This is a genomic window from Campylobacter sp. IFREMER_LSEM_CL2151, assembly GCF_025771725.1.
GTDB lineage: Bacteria > Campylobacterota > Campylobacteria > Campylobacterales > Campylobacteraceae > Campylobacter_D > Campylobacter_D lari_C.
The window spans coordinates 187,565-204,686 of the sequence record NZ_JAKMQT010000001.1 but is presented as its reverse complement, the minus strand read 5'-3'; the positions used below and the strand labels follow the sequence as shown (position 1 = coordinate 204,686).

The following is a 17,122-nucleotide window of genomic DNA, read 5'->3' as shown; positions in this document are numbered from 1 at the left end:
AAAATAACAAATCAAAAACAAAGGAATAAAATGAAAAAACTATTTTTAATTTTAAGCATATTAATGTGTATATGCTTTACTTTTACTAATGCTGAAGTAAATTATACAACAGCACAACAAGATATAACAATAGAAAAAACCATAGATAACAATACAAGCACAAAAATAGCTCAAGAAGATTATACCAATACAATAATCATCACCATAGCTATCTTAATATATATCATCATAGCCGCAGTGCTTGTGTATTATGGATTAAAAGGTAAGGTGGTTATATATAGAAATACAATAGATCTTAGCTTGTGTGTTGGATTATTTGCTGTATTGCCTTTAGCCTTTATAATCTTTATGACATTATTTCTAATGCGAATAGAAAGAGATACTGCGCTAATGATTATGGGTGTCATTGCTTTTATATGGGCATGCGTTGTATTATATATAGCATACACAACACTAAGAGATAATCGTAATAATCCATTACTAATGATTTTAATACTACCTTTAAAAATAACATTAGGATTATGGTATGGACTTAGTATTTTTGCAGTTTTGAGAAAAAGCAATCTTAAAACCGTAGCGCAAAGAAGAGAAGAAAAACAAAATGCGTTAGCACGTTTTACTTTTTCAAGCGGACTAATTTATGCTCTAATGCGAGATAAACCTTTGAAAAAATAATACTCTAGCCTATTTTAATAAAATAGGCTAAAATTCAAACAAAACAACAAAGAAAGGTAAATAATGTTTTTTTCAAAATCAAGATACACAAGAGGCGCACAATGTGCTAAATCTCTTTGGTTAAATACTTACAACAAAGATGTTTTAAATTCATCTAACAAATCAACAAAAACTGACATAGGTAATAAAGTAGGCGAGCTAGCTTGTGAGCTTTTTCCAAATGGAGTAAAGATAGAGTTTGAAGGTAGTTCTTTTGATGAAAAATGCGAACAAACTAGAAAACTATTAGAAAATAACCAAGAAGTGATTTACGAAGCTACTTTTTGCTACGATGGTATTTTGATCATGATAGATATTTTGCAAAATACCAAAGACGGTTTGATCATAAATGAAGTAAAAAGCTCTACATCTTTAAAAGATGTTTATATAGATGATTGTGCTTTGCAGTATTATGTTTTATCAAATTTAAATTATAAAATCAAACAAGTTAACCTGATACATTTAAACAATGAATACTATAGAGGTGATTTTCTTGATATAAATCAACTTTTTAAGATCAATGATATCACAAAAGAAGTTTTATTAAATCAAAACCAAGTTAAAGAAAATTTAAAATACTTTGAAGAAATTTTAAGCAAAAAAGAAGAGCCAGATATAGACATAGGAACACATTGCTTTGATCCTTATGAGTGCGATGGATATGAGTATTGCTGGATTAAACAAAGAAATTTATGTGAAAAAGAAAATGTTTTTAATATACCAAAATTTAAAAAAAGTTTTGAATTTTATTATCAAAATACTTATAATTTTGAAGATTTAGATGATCTATCTATCTTTACCAAAAACCAACAAATTCAAATCAAAGCTTCACTTAATAAAGAAATCTATATAAACAAAGAAAACATCAAAAAATTTTTAGATACTCTAACCTATCCTATATATCATCTAGATTTTGAAACATTTATGCAAGCTATACCTGAATATAAAGGTATAAGACCTTATATGCAAATTCCTTTTCAATACTCTTTACATATAGACCATAAAGACAAGTTAGAACATAAGGAATTTTTGAGCGAATGTGGGATCGATCCAAGATATGAACTTGCAAAAAATTTGATCAATGATATACCAAAAGATGTTTGCGTGCTTGCTTATAATGCAAGTTTTGAAAAATGTGTAATAAGGAATTTAGCACTTGCTTTTCCTGAATTTAGCGAACATTTGTTAAATATAGAAAAAAATATCAAAGATCTTATGATACCTTTTCAAAATAAAGATTATTATCATTATAAAATGCAAGGGAGTTATTCTATAAAAAAAGTCTTACCAGCTCTAATCCCTGATATGGAACAAGCTTATAAAAATTTAAATTTAATCCACAATGGAAGCGAAGCTATGCAAAGTTTTGAAGCTATGCAAAATATGAGCGAAAACGAAAGAAAAGCTTACCGCCAAGCCTTACTAGAATACTGCAAACTTGATACTTTAGCCATGGTAAAAATTTTAAAACATTTAGAAGAGCTTGTAAAATAATAACTATATTAAAAGTTACTGCTTAGAGTTTTTATATCAATCTCTAAGCAAAAATTATCAAACTAGACAGCAGTAGTCTATAAAAATACATTATAATAATAACTATATCAATTAAAAAGGAAAACACATGAAAACAACACTTTTAAAACTAGATAAAAAACTTGCTAACAAAAAAATAACAAATTGTGGTGTTATAAAAAAAGATGAAATGTATTATGCAAGTTTTTTAGAAGATTCGATCTTATTTGACATCAATGGAAATATATTAAAAAAAATCGCTGGTAAGATTTATCACTTAAATGATGATTTATATGGATTTTGTAGCACAAAAACAAAATATGGCTTTATAGATAAACAAGGAAATTTGGTTATAGAAACAGAGTATGATGTTGTCTTGGATCTTATTAAGGGTGTTGGATATGATTACATAGGTTTTGAAGATGTAGATGAAAATTGTTGTTATAGTGAGATATTAAAATTTGATACGAATTTATTTTTACTTAAAAAAGGCGAAGAATTAAAACTAAAAAACCTAAATTAATTTAAAATGTTTGTGTGCTTGCTTATAATGCAAGCTTTGAAAAAGGTGTTATAAGAAATTTAGCACTTGCTTTTCCTAAATTTTGCGAGCATTTGTTAAATATAGAAAAAATGCCAAAGATCTTATGATACCTTTTTTAATAAAAATCATTATAAAATGCAAGGAAGTTTTATAAAAAAGTTTTACTAGCTTTAATCCCTGATATAAAGCAAGCTTATAAAAATTTAAATTTAATCCATAACAAAAGCGAAGCTATGCAAAGTTTTGAAGCTATGCAAAATATAAGTGAAAATAAAAAAAGCTCTCCGTCAAGCCTTACTAAAATGCTGTAAATTTAACCATGATAAAAATTTTAAAAGCTTAATCCATAGCTTAAAGCTATGGATTAAAATTCGATTTTTAAAACCTCATACACATTTGCCTCATTTGTATAAAAGACATCATAATAACATCCTGTGTATTTATTGTTTTTTAAAAACTGATTGATTATTTTTAGTTTTCTATCATCACTGAGCTTAAAACTTAAAATATGAATTTTAGCTTGCGGATTTAGCACTATCTCTTCATCTAAGGTTTTTACTTCACAATGATAATTTTCACTTTCTTTTAAAGCTTCTATTACATTGTAATTGTTAAAAACTTCATGATGGATAAATTCTCTACATAAGTTTTTATGAAAATCATTCCATTTTTCTAGTAAAATATCACGAGTTTTCATTATTTTTTACTCCGTTTAATTTTTCATTTAATTCTTTGATTTTTTCTTTATTTTTTTTAATAAAATCTCGTATTGTTTCTGCTGTAGATTTTTCATCAAAAACTATATAATCAGATAAAGTGTATCCATTAAATTTATCATCTTTCTTCTTTGCTTCTTCTTGAATTTTTTCTCTATCTTCTTTTGATATATCACCTATAAGTCTGATTCCAAAATTTTTCCAATTTTTAGAATTTGTGGTATCAAACCAAGCAAAAGCAAAATACACATCATTATTACTTACACTCTTTGGTTTGAGTATAAATTGAATATAGCTTGAGCCATTATCAATGCTAAAATCATTAAAATCTTTGCAAGTTTCTTCTAAAAACTTATTGATAATATAATCTCTTTCATACATTGATATTTTTGGCAATAATTTTGATTCTTTACTAATTAAATCTTGAAATAATAATTCAAATAATTCAAGTAATTTAGAGTCAAAATTTTTACTTTTTTCTTTTAAAAAGCTTATTATATCACTACCATTACCTATGACATTATTTATAGCATCTTTGTAAAATTCTATAGCTTGACTTAAACTGCATAAATTTTTAACCTTTTCTTGGGAACTTTCTAGCCAAGGTAAAATTTCATTCTTATAGGAAATTTGTCTATATAGCACTTTATCGTCGCCATCGTCGCCTTTTTTTAAGAATAATTCATTTTCAGTATTTTCTATCTTCCATTTACCTAAACTCTCATTGCTAGGTTGTCTATCCTTACTAAGAGTAAGATAAATCACAGCGATATTTTCGATATTTTCGATATCTTTATAAGAAACATTTTCTTCTTTATTTAATATCTCTATATACCTAGCAATTTGTTGATGTTGATCTTTCGCCCAAATTTTATTTTCTAGTATAATGTGTTTGGTGCCATTATGTATATAAATATCTATATTTTTATATTCTTTTAAGACTTTTACATCATCACTTTTTTCAAACCATTCTTTTAATCCTATCTTTTCTAAAAATAAATCTAAAAATAACCTTCCTTGTTCATGATTTTCACTAGGATCAAGTAAAGATTTTAAAATTCCACTATGCAAATTCACCTCATCATGAGCAGGCAAAACCTTTAATAAAGGATTGTAGTTTGATTTGTTTTTTTCCTTAAATTCCTTAAATTGTTCTAAAAAATTTTCCATATTTATTTCCTTTCCATATATAAACTAATAATTTTTATTTTAGCGTAATTTTCATCATCACAAAGCCAAAATTTCATGTGTTCTCCAACTCTATTTTTCTATAAAGTTTCTAAAATTTTAATAGCGTGTTTTGCTAAATCATTTTTAGGTAAAAATATCACAGCAAAATAACACATCAAATCATACTCTCTATCAACTATTTTCTCATCATAACAAAAAAATCCTCCTTTATTTAAAATTTCACTTGCATACAACAAATCATCATCATCCAGTCTAAACACATCACTATCTCCATAAATAGACATGTATTTATCATAAATTCTTATCATTTCATTAAGATTATTTCCTCGCATGCTTTTCCTTTACTCTTTTGACTCTAGCAACCTTAAAATTCTCCAGCCTATATCCTTGCTTATACATGCAATTTGTCTTTGAGAAAAAGGATTAAGGGTTATTTTTCCGTTGTATTCTAAGTAAAATTTATGTCCATTTTTACTAAGCTCGTAAATTCCATTACCCAAATCATTTACATTTTCAAACTGCAAATCAAGCACAAATTCTCCATTTGTATTAATAAAACCCCATTGATTATCTATACAAACTTGTGCTAAACCTTCTTTAAAATCAAACGCCTCATCAAAATGCTCTTTTATAACAATATTTGCATTTTTATCCACATAAATAAAACCATCACTTGTTAAAACTAATGCCAAACCACAGCTAAAACAGGACATATACTCATACTCATGCTCACAAAGTATCTCATCATTTTGATTGATCAAAAAATATCTATTGTCTTTTTTTACACTTGCTATGCCTTCGCTAAAGCTATTTATCTCATCGTATTTTGCTTCTATGATGATTTTTCCTTTTTTATTAATATAGCCGTATTTACCATCTTTTTTTACTACAGCTAAACCTTCGCTAAAATTATTTACATCATCGTATTTTGCTTCTATGATGGTTTTTCCTTTTGTATTGATAAAACCCCATTTTCCTGCTACACAAAAGGCTGCTAAATTCTCACTAAAAAACCTAAGCTCATCATACATCACATCGATGATGATTTTGGCATTTTTATCTATAAAGCCGTATTTATTAGCTATCTTTACGCAAGCTAATCCACCAACAAATTCTCCAACTTCATCAAATTTAGCTTCACAAATTAACATCCCATTTTGATCCATGAAACCAAATTTAGAATTTTCTAAAAACAAAACAAGCTCATCATCAATAATCTTCATAAAATCAAAACTATTCTTACTAAGCTCATTTTTGTTTTTATCTACCAAAGTATATTTAGTCCCTACCCTGACTTTGATCATATCTTTGGCTATAAATTTCACATCCTTATACATAGGTTCAAAAATGCAATTTAAATTTACATCAAACAAACCATACAAAAACCCATCAAACACTAGCAAATACTCATCATTTATCAAGCTAATATCATCAAATTTAGCCTCTAAAACAAGCTTTGCAAATTCATTCAAAACTCCACATTTAAACTTGCCATTGATCTTTTGCTTGTATAAAAATAATCTTTCATTTAGTCTTTTTATACTTAAAAACTCAAAATCACTTAAAAAATTTCCATTCTGATCAATCAATGCAAACACATCGCCTTTTTTGATCTTAAAAAGCTTATCGCTAAGTCTTATAATGCCATCATATTCAGTCTTTAAAATGATATTTGCTTGAGTATCTATGATGATATTTTCATTTCCTTGTCGCAAAAGCGCATAATCATTTACAAAACTACAAACATCATCATATATAAGATCCACCACCACTTTAGCCTTAGTATCTATAAAACCCCATTTATCATTTATCATAACACCTGCTAAATTTTGACTAAAATTTAAAACCTCATCATATAAAAAATCACAAATTAATTCTCCACTGCTATTTATAAAGCTATACTTACCAGCTTTTTTTACCGCCGCAAAGCCATTACAAAAATCTCTTACATGATCAAATTCATCATCAATAACAATCCTAACTTCTTTCATCACTTTCCTTTGTAAAATGAAATTATATTAGAATTTTATAGACTAATATTGTCTATATTTTATGCTAGAATATCATTTTAAAAATATGGAGGAAAATATGAAAAAGAAAAAAATACCAAGTCAGGTTCCGTTTAGTTTTGAAGATTCTCCCTTTGAAAGCAAAGAAGAGTATCTAGAATTTATCAAAAACATGCCTAAGATAGCTACTTTAGATAAGGCTTTGATAAAAAAATCAAGAGAGGAAAATTTAGCAAATAAAGCCATTTCTTACATACAAAGAAAAACTAATCTAAGCTACAACAATGCTAAAATTTTAAAAGATATCTTATCAAAAGAGTATTTTCATAAGATAAGAAGCAAAAACAAAGTCTTTGCTAAATTTATGAAAAGATAAGGCCTTAGGCTTTATCTTTGATTACTTCAAGAGAATTTTAACTTACTCTCTATCCCAAGCATAAGGGCGTTGATAATCAGGTATGTTTAAAGAAAAATTATTTTCTGAAAATATCTTTGATTTTTCCTTATTTTGATCATTTTTACCATCTACTTTACCACGCACCAACTCTTTCAGACTTACAACGCAAGATTTTACTTCGTTTTCTTTTTCACTCATTTATAGCCTTTCTAAATTTTAAGCTTATTATATCAAGCTATCTATCATTTCCAAAGCTTCCAAAGCTTTCATCTTAAGCCCTATGCCATTTCTAAAAAACTTTGGAAAATCACACTCATTTGGATTGATCCTTAAAAGTGTTCTAGCTTTGCTTTTTTTACAAAAATCCTCGCCAAACATACGCATACTAGGCACAGCCTTACCAGCTCCAAGCTCTATAAGCAAGATGTTTTTATCCTCTAAGGGTTTAAGCCAGTTTTTATAACTTTGCTTTTGTAAAAAATAACGGCTATCATTAAAACTACTATCATTAAACATCAAGATATTTGGCCTTGCCAAGCCTTGACATCTAGGACATTTTGGCAAAGATAAAGCTTTGAAATTTTCCATATCTATATCTAATTCTTCTTGCATTTGCCAGATCAAATCACCACATGCATAATTAAAACATTGTAAATAATTTATATTTCCATGAAATTCATAAATTTTATTCTCATCAAAACCAGCCTTTTTAAAATGTCCATCTACATTAGTCGTAACGACATAATAATCTTGTTTGCTTTTTGCAAGTTTTAAAAGTATCTCATAACCTTTATGTGGCTTAGTATCTTTGTATAATTTAAATCTATGTCCATAAAAAGCCCAAGCAAGCTGTGCGTTTGTATAAAAATTTGTAGGATTAGCCATGCGTTCAAAGTCTATGCCTAGTTTTTGCAAATGCGGATAAGCTCTCCAAAAACCTTCTTTTCCTCTAAAATCAGGCAAACCACTATCTACCCCCATGCCAGCTCCAGCTGTGATGATGATTACCTCTGCTTTGTCTAAAGCTTCTTTTATATAAGTTTGTGTTTGCATTTTTTACCTTTAAAAATTATCATAATCAAATTTCCTAGCCTCATGTAGCTCTTTAGCTACTTCAAGGCTCATTTCCCAAAAAACTGCATTCATGGATTTTGGCATGCAATTTTCATCTTCGTATTTTTTATTTATAGCCTTATAAACCTCATCATTTTCCTCACAATCAACAGCAAGACTACCCAAATAAGGATACAACAAATACCCCACCGGAGCTGTATCAAATACCATAGTTAGTTTTGTTTTTGGAAAATTTTCTTTCATAAAAGCTAAAAATTCATCTCTAGCTTTATAATCTGTCTTGTCTTTGTCAAACAAATCACTATGTTTTGTTTTATTGACATGAAAATCATTGTTTGGAGTGTTAAAACACATCCAAAAAGATTTTTTACCTTTTTGGATGGTATAATCTTGAATAGTTTCAACCGCTAAAGCCATTTTTCATCCTTTTTATATTGTATTGATATAATTATACTATATAAAATGGACTTTTAGTGTCTATATTTTAACCTTTACATTTTTGAGCTATCACGTCCATAGCTTCTTGTGAGAGAACAAAATTTGTATGATAAAGCAAGCAACTACCCATATCAAACACTTTTAGCACAAGCTTTTTGTTATTAGTATCTTTTGGGTTATGTCTTGTATTAGCTAGATCATAAATTTCATACACCATATCTTTACTAAGCTTATTAATATCAAGTTCTATGATATTTTCTTCAAATTTCATAGGCTCTTGGGTAAATTCTTCTTTATTTTCTTTTTTTGCAAAGCTTTTTTTCTTACTAAAAGATTTTAACTCATTTTCCTTTGCTTCTTCTAGGGTATAAATTTCATTTAGACTAAAACTTAAATCATTGTCATTGTTTTTATATCTTAGTAAAAAGGCAAAGGCTTCATCTTTGCTTTCTTTAAAAAGCGCTTCAACTTTTTCTACTTGAGCTTCAAAGATAATCATATCAAAAGTAGAATAAAAGTCTAAAACCACAGCCTTAGCATATCTTTTACCGCTTTTACTCATCATCGATTTAAAATCTTCGATCTTCCCTACAACCAAAAGCTCACCTTCGCCTTTGAGTGTTTCAAAATCCATACTTTTAAAATACTCTATGCCTTCTATTTGGCTTGCAAATTTATCTAAAGGGTGGCCTGATACATAAATTCCTAAGATTTCTTTTTCATAGCCTAGTTTTTCCATTAGTTCAAATTCAATTTTACTATCATGAAGCCCTACTTTGATATCTGCAGCTATTTCTTCTTCTCCAAAAAGTGAAGCAGTAGAATTTCTTTTAACTTCAGCGATTTTCCTACTTGTTTCTGAAATAAGCTCAAGATTATCCACTAAACATTTTCTAGTATAGCCAAACTCATCAAAAGCGCCTGATTTGGCTAAATTTTCTATGGTTTTTTTATTAATCTTAGTTGGATCAATCGAGCTTATAAAATCATCAAAATCACTAAAGCCCTCTTCCTTACGAATTGCCATGATATTTTCTATCGCAGGAATTCCCACACTTTTAATCGCTCCAAGCCCATAAATAATAGCTTCAGAACCATCTTCAAGCTTAGTTGCACTAAATTCTCTTTGGGCTTTGTTAATACTTGGTGGCAAAAGTTTGATGTTCATTCTTTTCATCTCTTCAATGTATTTTGCGACCTTATCTACATTGCTTTCTTCACTTGTTAAAAGCGCAGCCATAAACTCACTTGGATAATAAGTCTTTAAATACGCTGTTTGAAAGGTTATAAGTGCGTAAGCAGCTGAGTGAGATTTATTAAAACCATATTCAGCAAATTTCAAAATAAGCTCAAATAAATCATCAGCCTTTTTCTCATCATAGCCTTGTTTTTTAGCGCCTTCTAAATACTCTGCTTTAAGATTATCCAAAATTTCTCTTTTTTTCTTACCCATAGCACGGCGTACATTATCAGCCCCACCTAAAGAAAAACCACCGATTTTTTGCACTATTTGCATAACTTGTTCTTGATAAACTATAACCCCATAAGTGTTTTCAAGTATAGGTTTTAAATCTTCAAATGCATAAGTAGCAGCCTTTCTACCATGCTTGATATCGATAAAATCATCCACCATCCCACTATCAAGTGGCCCTGGTCTATATAAAGCCAAAACAGCGATTAAATCCTCGAATCTTTCAGGCTTTAACCTAGCATTTAAACTTTGCATACCGCCTGATTCTATTTGGAAAATGCCCAAGGTATTACCACTTTGTATGGTTTTATAAACCTTAGGATCATTCATATCAATCTTTTCCCAAATTACATCTTTACCATAGCGCTTTTTCACTAGCTTAATCGCATTATCAATCACCGTAAGGGTTTTTAAACCCAAAAAGTCAAATTTGATTAAATCCACATCTTCAAGATATTCTTTAGAATACTGCGTAACTAAATGACGCTCATCATTTTTGCTTTGTCTAAAAAGCGGAGCTTTATTCCACAAAGCTTCATTAGATATCACAACTCCGGCTGCGTGCATACCTGCGTTTCTATTTAAACCCTCTAGTGCTTTAGCAAAATCCCAAACTTGACGTCCTTTTGGATGAGAATTTACAAATTCAGCGATTTTTGGTTCTTGCTCATAGGCTTTTTCTAAAGTGATTTTTAGCTCTTCAGGAACTAATTTTGCCAAAGCATCTGCATCAGGTATGCTCATATCACAAACCCTAGCCACATCACGGATTACTCCCTTTGCTAAAAGCTTACCAAAGGTAATGACTTGTGCAACCTTTTCAGCTCCGTATTTATCAATAACATAATCAATCACTTCCCCTCTTCTATCTTGACAAAAATCCACATCAATATCGGGCATTGATACACGCTCAGGGTTTAAAAATCTCTCAAAAAGAAGATTATAAGGTATAGGATCTAAATCTGTAATTTTTAAACAATACGAAACCAAACTCCCTGCAGCACTCCCACGCCCTGGGCCAACTGGTATATCTTTTTCCTTAGCTGCGGCGATAAAATCATGAACGATTAACATATAACCTGAAAATTTCATATTTTTAATAATACTAATTTCTAAATCAAGTCTATCTTTATACTCTTGGTGCTTATTCTCATCAATAAATTGAAGTCTTTCTTCTAAGCCCTTTTTACAAAGATACTCAAAAACTATATCATCATTATCAAAGCTAAATTCTTGATCTTCTTGACTTAAACTTAAGCCATATTTTTTCGCATATTCACGGGTAAATTTAAAATTTGGTGGTGTTGGATCGCCTAGTTTTAATTCTAAATTGCATTTATTAGCTATTTCTTGAGTATTTTCAATAGCTTCAGGAATATCAGCAAAAAGCTCGCTCATTTGTTCTGGTGTTTTTACATAAAACTCATGCACTTCGTGTCTTAAACGCCCTGGATCATCAAGCTTAACCCCCATAGCTATACACATAAATACTTCATGTGCAGCTGCTCTTTCTTTAAAAGTATAATGTGTATCATTCGTTGCGATGATTTTTATATCAAGCTCTTTAGCAAGTTTGATGATAGAATCATCGATAAATTTTTGATCATCAATGCCATGACGCATAATCTCAAGGTAAAAATCATCTCCAAAAACCTTTTTATACCAAAGCGCAGCCTCTTTTGCGCCTTCATAACCTTTTGCGCCAAATTTTAAATTTCTTTCATTTTTGGTATTTAAATGCCAATTAACCTCACCTTGCAAACACGCAGAAGAACAAATCAAACCCTCACTATGTGCTTCTAATAGCTTTTTATTAATCCTTGGGTAATAATACAAACCATGTATATAACTTTGCGAGCTTAAATACATCAAATTTTTATAGCCAATTTCATTTTTAGCAAACAAACAAATATGAAAGCGTTGTCTTGAGCTTTTATCACTCAAATCATCATGATTATGTAAATATGCTTCAAGCCCTATAATAGGTTTAATCCCTTCAGCTCTCATTGTTTTATAAAAATCAATAGCCCCAAACATATTTCCATGATCAGTCATAGCAACACTTGTTGCACCTTGAGCTTTTAGCGTTTTGGCAAGCTCTTTGAGTTTATTTGCTCCATCAAGTAAAGAATATTCTGTGTGTAAATGTAAATGTGTAAATTGGCTCATATTTTCCCTTGTATTTTTTTATTATTATAAAAAAAAACCTTAAATTTAAAACTTACAAGCATAAAAAATGTATAATAGCTTACTTTCAAAAAAAGGAGTAAAAAATGGAAGTAAAAATTTATTATTGTAATCTTTGAAATTACAAACCACAAGCTGCAAGGGTTGCAGAAGAAATACAAAATGAATTCAAAGATGCGCAAATTTCTACCATAGAAAAAGGTGGTGGTCATTTTATAGTAGAAGTAGATGGCAAAATCATTTACTCTAAAAAAGACTTGTTTAACTGCGAAGTAGATAGATTTCCTCATGAGGGTGAAATCACCAAGCTTATGAAACAAATGTAAGCTAAACCCTCATTAGCGAGGGTTTATTTTGTTAAAGGAACAAGCATACCTTCATAAAGTTTTTGATAAATTTCTTCTGAGCATAAATGCTTAGCAAGCTCTAAACCAAACAAAATAGCCGTAGCAGGCCCAGCTGCTGTGATGACATTTTCATTTACTACAACTGCTTTATTTACTCTTACACCTTCAATACCCACTTCACAACCAGGATAGCAAGAAAACTCTCCATTAATCACCCCTGCTTTAGCTAATACCATAGGCGAAGCACAAATAGCTGCTACAATTTTTTTCTTAGCATGTAAATCTTGTATGATTTTTATGATAATTGAATTGTTTTTTAAATTCATCATACCTTCAAATCCACCTGCTAAAGCAATTGCGTCTAAATTTTCTTGATCAACACTAGATAAACTTATATCAGCCCTTATACAAATTCCATTAGCTCCTTGTACTAAAAGCTCATCATCTAGCGAAGCAATAATTACTTCTAAATTTCCACTAGCTTCTCCTGCTCTTTTTAAAACATCAGCTATACCTATAAATTCAGCTTCTTCAAAACCTTTTGCCAAAGGCACTAAAACTTTTTTCATTTTTCCTCCTTTTAGTCAATAAATCTTTTATTTAATTCATGAAAATACTCTATGCGTCTATCGCGTAAAAATGGCCACCATCTACGCACATTTTCACATCTTTGCATATCAATTTCAATGATTTTACAAAGCTCTTGTTTATCATCGGCTCTAAAAAGCTCTTCGCCTTGAGCCCCAAAGACAAAAGAATTTCCCCAAAATCTTATGCCATCTTCCACACCGCTTTCATCTTTTTCAAAACCCACTCTATTAATAGCTACCACAGGTAAGCCATTAGCTATAGCATGGCCTCTTTGCACACCCATCCAAGCTTCAAGTTGTCTTTGCTTTTCTTCTTTTTCATCTTTATCAAACCAACCTATAGCAGTAGGATAAATCAAAATTTGTGCTCCTTTTAAAGCCATTAATCTAGCAGCTTCAGGATACCATTGATCCCAACATATTAAAACACCAAGTTTTCCAACACTTGTTTGTATAGGTTCAAAACCCAAATCACCTGGAGTAAAATAAAATTTTTCATAAAAACAAGGATCATCAGGTATATGCATTTTACGGTATTTACCTGCTATGGAGCCATCTTTTTCAAATACCACACTAGTATTATGATAAAGCCCTGCGCTTCTTTTTTCAAATAAAGAAGTTACCAAAACAACATTATTTTCCCTAGCTACATTAGACCAAAATTTAACATCTTCTTCATAGTCATTTGCCAAATCAAAAAAGTCTGTATTTTCACTTTGACAAAAATACTGCGTTTGATGAAGCTCTTGCAAGCATACAAGTTCAGCTTTTTCTTTTGCTGCTTGTTTGATAAGTTCGCATGTTTTTTCTATAGTTTTTTCTTTATTTTGTTTAAATTCTTGCTGTATGAGTGCTAATTTCATTTTTACTCCTTTCTTCTTCTGAATCATCATAAGGGTCTAAGTGTATATGGATATTCCAAAAATCATCTTTAAAATGCTCCCTTATACTATCTTCAATCTCATCACCGATTTTATGAGCTTTTAAAAGTGATATTGTAGGTTCAAAAACTAAATGCACACTAACATAAAGTATATCAGGGCTTTTTCTAGTTTTTAAATGATGAAAGCTTTTGACTTCTTTATTTGCGCTTATAATTTGCTTAATCACTTCAACTTGTTCTTTATCAATTGCCACATCTAACAAAATTTTAGAACTTTCTTTGATGATTTTAAAAGCTGAAAAAATCGTATATAAACTTATAGCTATACCAAATAATCCATCAATAAAATGATAATTTGTAAAAGCTATAATCACAAGTGCTAAAAGCGTTAGAGCATTAGTTAAAAAGTCTATTTTATAGTGCAAGCTATCAGCTTTTATAATCAAGCTTTTTGTTTTTTTGGCAACATAATTTAAAAAAACCACCAAACACAAAGTAACAGCCATGGCAAAAGCCATGACAAAAATTCCAAGATCAAGTTTTTCTACACTTTCTTGATTGTGAATTTTCAAAACACTCTCATAAAAAATATAAACCCCAATCCCACTAATAACAAGACCTTCAAAAAGTCCCATTAAGGCTTCAATTTTACTAAGGCCAAAATTATATTCTTTACTAGAGCCTTGAGAGCTTTTTTTCAAAGCTAGAAAATTTAATCCTGAAATCACGCAATCAAGTAAAGAATCAATCGCACTAGAAAGCACCGCAACAGAACCTGAAGCTAAACCTACTATAAATTTAACAATAGCTAAAAAAATAGCACATACACTTGCGATAATGGTTGCGCTTTTTTGCAAATTCATCTTTGACCTTCATAACGGTTTTGACAAGAACAATGCAAAGAACCATTTTGTCTTAAAAACACTCTTGCATCAACCCCTACTACTTTTCTATCTTTGCATGCTTTTTGTAAATTTTCTAATACCAAAGCATCGTTTTCATCATTATAAGTTGGCACTATCAAGCCACCATTAACAAAAACAAAATTTGCATAAGTAGCGCCAAGTCTTTTACCTTCAAAATACAAAGGCTTAGGTAAAGGAAGTTCTAATAAATCAAATCCTGTTTTTTTAAGCTCCTCTTCCATAGCTTTTAAGGGCTTATAATGCTCATCATTTTCATCTTTGCACACGCAATAAGCAATGGTTTTTTCATTGATAAATCTTGCTAGAGTATCAATATGATGATCAGTATCATCGCCTTTAATATAACCATGATTTAACCATATAATTTGATTTAAGCCAAAAATTTCTTTTAACTTGGCTTCAATTTGCTCTTTATTTAAATGTGAATTTCTATTTTCATTTAACAAACAAGCACTCGTTGTGAGCATTACTCCTTGCCCATTAAAATCAATACTCCCACCTTCTAAAATAAAATCAATTTTTTCTAATTTTCCAGATAATTTTTGTGCAAAAAGTTTTGAATTTACCGCATTATCTAAAGTGCTTTGAAATTTATCACCCCAAGCATTAAAAGTAAAATCAAGCCCTATGAGTTTATCATCTTCACACACATCAATTGCGCCAAAATCTCTAATCCAAGTATCATTAGTATCACATTTAAAAAAATCAACGTTTTTTATATGTTTAAATCTTTGAAAATCTTTTTCACTTGGTGCTATAAGTAAAACTTTTTGAAAATTTGCCACAGCTTTAACAAATTCTTCATAGCTTTGCAAAATCTCTTCTAAATAAGGCTTCCAATCGCTATTTTCATGAGGTAAGGAAAGTAAAAGTAGCTCTTGTTTTTGCCATTCTGCTATGCTTTTTCTCATTAATATCTTTTAACTCCTTTTTTTTAAATATTGTATAAAAAAGTAACATTAATTACATATTATATAAAAATACAAATCATACTATTTTTATCTTTAAAAATTGCATAGTAGTATTTTAAAGCTATTTTTACAATAAAAACATTTAATATTTTTTTAAATTTCAAGTTATAAGATGAAAATAAGACAAGTTCAAGGAGGGAAAAATGAATAAAATTGTATGTTCTGTCTTATCTTTATCTTTTTTAATAAGTTCTGCTTTTGCTATTGATCAAGCAAAACTTCAAGCAAAAAAGCAAACAGGTATCCATTTACAAAGCGCACAATGGAAAGTTCCTAATACTATAGAAGATGGTATTATCATTGAAGATAAACTTCCAAATTCGCCTTATACTCAAGCAGTTGTTTTGGGTAATAAAATTTTAAATTACACCACAAACTACATAGGACCTCAGGCAAAAGATCCTAAAAACCGCTATGCAGGTAATAATCTTTCTTGCTCAAGTTGTCATGCTAATGCTGGAACTATAAAAAATCAATCAGGTTTTGTAGGAATTTACGCACGCTTTCCACAATATAATGCAAGAGCGGATAAAATAATCACTTTAGAAGATAGGATTAATGGCTGTATGGAAAGATCTATGAATGGTAAAAAACTTCCAAACAACTCCCCGCAAATGAAAGCTATGCTTGCTTATATGCACTATATTTCTCAGGGTATAGAAGTAGGAGCAAAAACACAAGGACAAGGATTACCTAAAATAGCCTTTTTAAAAAGAGCTGCTGATCCTAAAAAAGGCAAAGAAGTTTATCAAGATAGATGTATGATTTGTCATGGAGAAAATGGAGAAGGGATAAAAAGTGATGATCCTAGCATGAGTTATTATATTTATCCTGCTTTATGGGGAAATGATAGCTACAATACAGGAGCTGGTATGTATAGACTTATCAAAGCTACAAGTTATATCAAAGCAAATATGCCAAAAGGCGATGCGACTTTGAGTTTAGAGCAAGCTTATGATGTAGCAGCTTATATAAATTCTCAACCAAGACCTATTAAAAAGAATAGAGATGAGGATTTTCCAGATAGAGATATCAAGCCTGCAGATATGGACGTAAAGCCTTATGCTAAACATGATAAATTTAGTATAGAGCAACATCGCTATGGTCCTTTTGAACCTTTATATATCAATACAAAATAATTTTTAAGAATAG

19 protein-coding genes are annotated in these 17,122 nt (G+C 29.9%); 7 read left to right on the top strand and 12 right to left on the bottom strand.

All coding sequences use genetic code 11. From position 1 onward, the window contains the following. Positions 1-30 precede the first annotated feature (30 nt). From L8V82_RS01065 to L8V82_RS07760, 4 genes are all read left to right on the top strand, one after another. On the top strand, positions 31-675 hold the full coding sequence (locus L8V82_RS01065; protein WP_263723699.1) for a hypothetical protein: 645 nt from the start codon (positions 31-33) through the stop codon (positions 673-675). A gap of 63 nt (positions 676-738) precedes the next feature. After that, positions 739-2,208 carry a DUF2779 domain-containing protein gene (locus tag L8V82_RS01060; RefSeq protein WP_263723698.1) on the top strand — a complete coding sequence of 490 codons (1,470 nt, stop codon included), beginning with the start codon at positions 739-741 and terminating at the stop codon, positions 2,206-2,208. Positions 2,209-2,335: 127 nt separating this feature from the next. After that, positions 2,336-2,749, top strand: a complete 414-nt coding sequence (locus tag L8V82_RS01055) for a WG repeat-containing protein (protein ID WP_263723697.1) — start codon at positions 2,336-2,338, stop codon at positions 2,747-2,749. Between the two features lie 14 nt (positions 2,750-2,763). Next, positions 2,764-2,877, top strand: a complete 114-nt coding sequence (locus tag L8V82_RS07760) for a DUF2779 domain-containing protein (RefSeq protein ID WP_263723696.1) — start codon at positions 2,764-2,766, stop codon at positions 2,875-2,877. Between the two features lie 257 nt (positions 2,878-3,134). On the opposite strand, the gene L8V82_RS01045 is transcribed toward L8V82_RS07760, so the two are convergent. The 4 genes from L8V82_RS01045 to L8V82_RS01030 form a co-directional block, all read right to left on the bottom strand. Then, on the bottom strand, positions 3,135-3,467 hold the full coding sequence (locus tag L8V82_RS01045) for a hypothetical protein (RefSeq protein ID WP_263723695.1): 333 nt from the start codon (positions 3,465-3,467) through the stop codon (positions 3,135-3,137). Then, entirely contained in the window at positions 3,454-4,656 is a 1,203-nt protein-coding gene (locus L8V82_RS01040) for a PD-(D/E)XK nuclease family protein (protein WP_263723694.1), read from the bottom strand. The genes L8V82_RS01045 and L8V82_RS01040 overlap by 14 nt, the downstream gene beginning before the upstream one ends. A 98-nt stretch (positions 4,657-4,754) precedes the next feature. After that, entirely contained in the window at positions 4,755-5,009 is a 255-nt protein-coding gene (locus tag L8V82_RS01035; protein WP_263723693.1) for a hypothetical protein, read from the bottom strand. Positions 5,010-5,018: 9 nt separating this feature from the next. Further along, positions 5,019-6,668, bottom strand: coding sequence for a WG repeat-containing protein (locus tag L8V82_RS01030; RefSeq protein WP_263723692.1), 1,650 nt, complete (start codon positions 6,666-6,668; stop codon positions 5,019-5,021). 97 nt (positions 6,669-6,765) lie between these two features. Here L8V82_RS01030 and L8V82_RS01025 point away from each other — a divergent pair, with 97 nt between their 5' ends. Continuing rightward, positions 6,766-7,062: a hypothetical protein gene (locus L8V82_RS01025; RefSeq protein ID WP_263723691.1), complete on the top strand. Its 297-nt coding sequence runs from the start codon at positions 6,766-6,768 to the stop codon at positions 7,060-7,062. Positions 7,063-7,104: 42 nt separating this feature from the next. Here the strand turns inward: L8V82_RS01025 and L8V82_RS01020 are convergent, their stop codons facing one another. The 4 genes from L8V82_RS01020 to dnaE form a co-directional block, all read right to left on the bottom strand. After that, positions 7,105-7,281 carry a DUF262 domain-containing protein gene (locus tag L8V82_RS01020; RefSeq protein ID WP_263723690.1) on the bottom strand — a complete coding sequence of 59 codons (177 nt, stop codon included), beginning with the start codon at positions 7,279-7,281 and terminating at the stop codon, positions 7,105-7,107. Positions 7,282-7,308: 27 nt separating this feature from the next. Next, complete coding sequence (locus L8V82_RS01015; protein ID WP_263723689.1) at positions 7,309-8,136, bottom strand: SIR2 family NAD-dependent protein deacylase; 828 nt, start codon at positions 8,134-8,136, stop codon at positions 7,309-7,311. Between the two features lie 9 nt (positions 8,137-8,145). Further along, the gene (locus tag L8V82_RS01010; protein WP_263723688.1) at positions 8,146-8,574 is read right to left on the bottom strand and encodes a hypothetical protein; all 429 of its coding nucleotides are present in this window, start codon (positions 8,572-8,574) and stop codon (positions 8,146-8,148) included. A gap of 67 nt (positions 8,575-8,641) precedes the next feature. After that, positions 8,642-12,235 carry a DNA polymerase III subunit alpha gene (gene dnaE, locus L8V82_RS01005; protein ID WP_263723687.1) on the bottom strand — a complete coding sequence of 1,198 codons (3,594 nt, stop codon included), beginning with the start codon at positions 12,233-12,235 and terminating at the stop codon, positions 8,642-8,644. Between the two features lie 104 nt (positions 12,236-12,339). On the opposite strand from dnaE, the gene L8V82_RS01000 reads away from it, so the two are divergent. Continuing rightward, positions 12,340-12,579: a SelT/SelW/SelH family (seleno)protein gene (locus L8V82_RS01000; RefSeq protein WP_257396702.1), complete on the top strand. Its 240-nt coding sequence runs from the start codon at positions 12,340-12,342 to the stop codon at positions 12,577-12,579. A gap of 23 nt (positions 12,580-12,602) precedes the next feature. Here L8V82_RS01000 and L8V82_RS00995 read toward each other — a convergent pair whose 3' ends face one another. The 4 genes from L8V82_RS00995 to L8V82_RS00980 are packed head-to-tail and all read right to left on the bottom strand — an operon-like array spanning position 12,603 to position 15,910. After that, a complete protein-coding gene (locus tag L8V82_RS00995; RefSeq protein WP_263723686.1) occupies positions 12,603-13,169 on the bottom strand; it encodes a DJ-1 family glyoxalase III in 567 nt (188 codons plus the stop codon). 11 nt (positions 13,170-13,180) lie between these two features. Then, entirely contained in the window at positions 13,181-14,053 is an 873-nt protein-coding gene (locus tag L8V82_RS00990; protein ID WP_263723685.1) for an N-carbamoylputrescine amidohydrolase, read from the bottom strand. Beyond that, positions 14,022-14,936 carry a cation diffusion facilitator family transporter gene (locus L8V82_RS00985; protein WP_263702029.1) on the bottom strand — a complete coding sequence of 305 codons (915 nt, stop codon included), beginning with the start codon at positions 14,934-14,936 and terminating at the stop codon, positions 14,022-14,024. The genes L8V82_RS00990 and L8V82_RS00985 overlap by 32 nt, the downstream gene beginning before the upstream one ends. Then, on the bottom strand, positions 14,933-15,910 hold the full coding sequence (locus L8V82_RS00980) for an agmatine deiminase family protein (RefSeq protein WP_263723684.1): 978 nt from the start codon (positions 15,908-15,910) through the stop codon (positions 14,933-14,935). The genes L8V82_RS00985 and L8V82_RS00980 overlap by 4 nt, the downstream gene beginning before the upstream one ends. A 203-nt stretch (positions 15,911-16,113) precedes the next feature. Here L8V82_RS00980 and L8V82_RS00975 point away from each other — a divergent pair, with 203 nt between their 5' ends. Then, complete coding sequence (locus tag L8V82_RS00975; protein WP_263723683.1) at positions 16,114-17,109, top strand: c-type cytochrome; 996 nt, start codon at positions 16,114-16,116, stop codon at positions 17,107-17,109. Positions 17,110-17,122 lie beyond the last annotated feature (13 nt).